Source organism: Streptomyces alkaliterrae (assembly GCF_007097205.2).
GTDB lineage: Bacteria > Actinomycetota > Actinomycetes > Streptomycetales > Streptomycetaceae > Streptomyces > Streptomyces alkaliterrae.
The window spans coordinates 1-3,525 of sequence record NZ_VJYK02000429.1 but is presented as its reverse complement, the minus strand read 5'-3'; the positions used below and the strand labels follow the sequence as shown (position 1 = coordinate 3,525).

The following is a 3,525-nucleotide window of genomic DNA, read 5'->3' as shown; positions in this document are numbered from 1 at the left end:
CTCCCGCAACGTCCTGGCCAGCTCGTCGGTCACGGCCTCGACGTCGACGTTCTCCACCGCCTCGTCGGTGAGACGCTCGGTCACCGTCTGCTGTATCGCCGGGTCGGACGCCAGCGGCGCGACCGTCTCGACGTACCGGCTCCTGTCGTCCACCGTGGCCTCCGCCCAGGCCGCGACCACCGCGGCGGGCGCCAGCAGCAGGGCGAGGACGAGGAGCACCGAGGCCCCGGCGGCGCGGGTCCGCCGGTGCCCGACCGCGGCGGCCCGCCGGAGCCGCTGGTACTCGGCGTCCTCCTCAGCGGTCAGCGTGCGGCCCGCCCGTTGGGCGCCCGTGCCCCCGCTCGGGGGCGGCTCGGGCGCCCCCGGACCTGTCGTCCCGCCCATGGTCTGCTCCTTTCGTGCCGGAACCCGGCCGCGACGCCGGGGCTCAGCCCGCCTGGCGCAGCGCGCCGCGCCAGGCCAGCGCAAGCGCCGCCTCCGCGAGGCCCAGCAGTACGAGCCAGAGGCCGAGCAGCCGGGTGAGGGCGACCGCCGACTCCGCCGGCAGCGCCAGCACGACAACACCCGCGACGGCGCTCAACGCCGCGACGCCCAGCACGACGCCCCGATGCGGCAAGCCCCTGGCCACCACCGCCGTGTACAGCGCGAGGACCCCCGTCACCAGCCACAGCGCCCCGACGACCAGCGCGAGCACCGCGACCGTCTGCGTCGGGTGCCGCAGCACCAGCACCCCGGCCAGCAGGAACAGCACGGCCGCCAGCACGCCGGGAAGCCGTTCGCCCGCCTCCCGGTGGGCGAAGACCGAGACGAAGCGCAGCGCCCCGGACACCAGCAGATAGACCCCGACGACCACGGTGAGTACCCGCAGCGTCCCCCGCGGCCAGGCCAGCAGGATCACGCCGGGCACAAACGCGGTGACGGCCATGGTCATGATCCAGGTCCAGGACCGGCCCAGCCTGCCGAGCAGGTCCGCGGGGTCGCCGGAGCCGGCGGTCGTTCCGCCGTGCTGGGGTCGTGCCGGGTCACTCGACGTGCTCATGGCCGCTCCTCGAAGATCGCGGAGATGGCGGCGGACGTCGCCCCGGCCGCCGCGGACGCGGCGCGTCCGGGACTCCACCCGTCCAGCGTCCGACGTGCCGTCCTCGCCCGGGTCACCCACCATGGGTGATCCGGGCGCCGCAGGCGCACGGTGAAGTGGGTGACGCGACGGCACCGGGAGGCGCGACATGGACGGGCCCGCCAGGCACGGACAGCGACCGAGCGCGCCGGGAGCCCACACGGTGGCGTGGTCGCCCGACGAGCGCGCCGCGTACGGCAGGCAGGCCCGGCAGCGGGTGCGCCGCTCGGAGCAGGCCCGCTTCGAGCCGGACGCGGGCCGCCCCGACCCGGTGGAGTTGCTGGAGCGGCAGTCGGCGAAGCGCCTGCCGGAGCTGGTGCCGCTGCGCTACGGCCGGATGCTCGAATCCCCCTTCCGGTTCTACCGGGGTGCCGCCGCCGTCATGGCCGCGGACCTTGGCGCGGCACCGCACACCGGTCTCACCGTGCAGCTGTGCGGCGACGCACACCCCCTGAACTTCCGTCTGCTCGCCTCCCCGGAACGCCAACTGGTCTTCGACATCAACGACTTCGACGAGACACTGCCCGGCCCGTTCGAATGGGACGTCAAGCGCCTGGCGGCCGGCCTGGTCATCGCCTGCCGCGCCAACGGCTTCTCGGCGGACGAACAGGCCGGCACGGCCCGCGCAGGCGTGCGGGCGTACCGGGAGCGGATGCGGGAGTTCGCGGGGATGCGCACGCTGGACGTCTGGTACGCGCAGGACAACGCCGACCGGGTGCGGCAGCTCCTCGCCACCGTGGCGGACCCCGAGGCCGCGCGGCGTGTGGCCCGGGCGGCCAAGCGGGCCAGGACCCGCACCCACCTGCGGGCGTACGCCAAACTCACCCACCCCGGCCCCGAGGGTCGGCGGATCACCCCGGACCCGCCGCTGATCACCCCCGTCGACCAACTGCTCGACGGCCCCGCCGACGGCGGGCAACGGGCCGAACTGCACCACCTGATCGAGGCGTACGCCCGGACCCTGCCGCCCGAACGCCGCCAACTGCTGCGGCACTACCACCTGGTGGACATCGCCCGGAAGGTGGTCGGTGTGGGCAGCGTCGGCACCCGCTGCTGGATCCTGCTGCTCCTCGGCCGGGACGACGACGACCCGCTCATCCTCCAGGCCAAGGAGGCCCAGCCGTCCGTGCTCGCCGCCCACCTTCCCGGCGACCACGACAGCAACCAGGGGCGCCGTGTGGTCACCGGCCAGCGGCTGATGCAGACTGCCGGCGACATCTTCCTCGGGTGGACCCGCGCGGTCGGCCTGGACGGGCGGCGCCGCGACTTCTACGTCCGCCAACTGTGGGACTGGAAAGGCGTCGCACGGCCCGAGACCATGGACCCGCCGCTCCTCACGCTGTTCGGCCGGCTGTGCGGGGAGTCCCTGGCCCGGGCCCACGCCCGGTCCGGCGACCCGGTCGCCATCGCCGCCTACCTGGGCGCGGGCGACGGCTTCGACCGCGCCCTCGCCGAGTTCGCCGCCGGCTACAGCGACCAGAACGAACACGACTTCCACACCCTCGACACCGCCCGCCGCGCCGGCCGCGTCACCGCCGTGCCGCTCTGAGCCGTGCCGGTCCGAGCCGTGCCCGGTCCGAGCCGCCGCGACCTCCGCCGGCGGCCGCCTCAGGGCTCCGGCAGCTGCCGCATCTCCACCACCCGTAGCCCCAACGACTGCAACCGGGCCAGCAGGCCCCACAGTTGCGCGTCGTCGACCACCTGGCCGTACAGCACCGTGTGACCCGCCATCACCACATGGCTCAGCTCCGGAAACGCCTCCGTCAGCGCCTCCGACATGTGGCCCTCGACACGGATCTCGTAGCGCATGGCTGTCTCCCGCCGGCCGCCGAACGGTGCGCGAACCACCTGAGCCACCATCGTCGCCCCCGGTCGCCCCGCCGACCTCACCCCCGCCAGGTGACCCGACGGCGTCAGTGCTTCAGCACGAACTTGAACGAGACGATCAGCAGGCCGAGCAGCAGGTTCACCGACGCGGTGACCGCCGTCAGCCGTCGCGACGCCCCGGCCTGCCGCGCCGCCGCCACCGACCAGCCCACCTGGCCGGCCACCGCCACCGACGCCGCCAGCCACGCCGCTCCCCGCACGTCGAGCCCGAGGAGCGGGCTCAGCGCCACGGCGGCCGCCGGCGGGACCGCCGCCTTCACGATCGGCCACTCCTCGCGGCACACGTGCGCGACGGTCGGCCAGTCCGGGTGACGCTGGGCCAGCCGCGCTCCGAAGAGCTGGGCGTGCACGTGCGCCAGCCAGAAGACCGCGCCGCTGAGCAGCAGCAACAGCACCAGCTCGAGGCGCGGGAACGCCCCGAGACCACTCGCCCCGACCACCACCGAGGCCGCCAGCAGCGAGCCGTAGACACCGCCCGAGTAGTCGGCCTGGGCACGCCGCCCGCCCCGGCGCCCCGGCTT

Annotated in this window: 4 protein-coding genes and 1 pseudogene; 1 reads left to right on the top strand and 4 read right to left on the bottom strand. The window is 75.0% G+C overall.

Annotated elements, in window-relative coordinates; translation table 11 throughout:
* Together FNX44_RS25095 and FNX44_RS25090 are read right to left on the bottom strand one after the other, a co-directional pair.
* Positions 1–384, bottom strand: a pseudogene (locus tag FNX44_RS25095) (hypothetical protein); the annotation flags it as partial.
* Positions 385–427: 43 nt separating this feature from the next.
* Positions 428–1,039: an HdeD family acid-resistance protein gene (locus FNX44_RS25090; RefSeq protein WP_143651278.1), complete on the bottom strand. Its 612-nt coding sequence runs from the start codon at positions 1,037–1,039 to the stop codon at positions 428–430.
* A 187-nt stretch (positions 1,040–1,226) separates the two neighbouring features.
* Here FNX44_RS25090 and FNX44_RS25085 point away from each other — a divergent pair, with 187 nt between their 5' ends.
* Positions 1,227–2,666 carry a DUF2252 domain-containing protein gene (locus FNX44_RS25085; RefSeq protein WP_143651277.1) on the top strand — a complete coding sequence of 480 codons (1,440 nt, stop codon included), beginning with the start codon at positions 1,227–1,229 and terminating at the stop codon, positions 2,664–2,666.
* A gap of 59 nt (positions 2,667–2,725) precedes the next feature.
* Here FNX44_RS25085 and FNX44_RS25080 read toward each other — a convergent pair whose 3' ends face one another.
* Complete coding sequence (locus FNX44_RS25080) at positions 2,726–2,926, bottom strand: DUF8691 family protein (protein ID WP_143651276.1); 201 nt, start codon at positions 2,924–2,926, stop codon at positions 2,726–2,728.
* A 104-nt stretch (positions 2,927–3,030) separates the two neighbouring features.
* Positions 3,031–3,525: hypothetical protein (locus FNX44_RS25075; protein WP_143651275.1), on the bottom strand; the 495-nt coding region annotated here is incomplete at its 5' end.

Bases quoted from the DNA above. Each gene is read 5' to 3' on its own strand.
- FNX44_RS25090 (WP_143651278.1), bottom strand. From the start codon at position 1,039: ATGAGCACGTCGAGTGACCCGGCACGACCCCAGCACGGCGGAACGACC.
- FNX44_RS25085 (WP_143651277.1), top strand. From the start codon at position 1,227: ATGGACGGGCCCGCCAGGCACGGACAGCGACCGAGCGCGCCGGGAGCC.
- FNX44_RS25080 (WP_143651276.1), bottom strand. From the start codon at position 2,926: ATGCGCTACGAGATCCGTGTCGAGGGCCACATGTCGGAGGCGCTGACG.